Origin of the sequence: Mycobacterium pinniadriaticum (assembly GCF_026242045.1) — a bacterium.
Lineage (GTDB): Bacteria > Actinomycetota > Actinomycetes > Mycobacteriales > Mycobacteriaceae > Mycobacterium > Mycobacterium pinniadriaticum.
Genome location: NZ_JAPJDO010000142.1, coordinates 1 through 219 on the forward strand (window position 1 = coordinate 1; position 219 = coordinate 219).

General features: G+C 64.8%; 1 pseudogene. It reads right to left on the reverse strand.

Going from position 1 to position 219, the window contains the following annotated elements:
* Positions 1–219: pseudogene (locus ORI27_RS32970) on the reverse strand (IS1634 family transposase); the annotation flags it as partial.

The following is a 219-nucleotide window of genomic DNA, read 5'->3' on the forward strand; positions in this document are numbered from 1 at the left end:
TGTGGTGCAAGCCGTTTGGAAGCACGCGGCGGCTATCCGTTCACGGTAACCACCGGCAGAGGCGCGGCGCAGCGTCCGTTTACGTGTCGACAACGACGCCGAGGTGCGACCCATCTCGGCCAGGACTCGATCGACATCGAGGAGGCTGGTCGGTTCCACCACGCGGGCGATCACCAGATCCCGGAAAACCTCATCGTCGACCGCGTCGTCGAAGCCCAG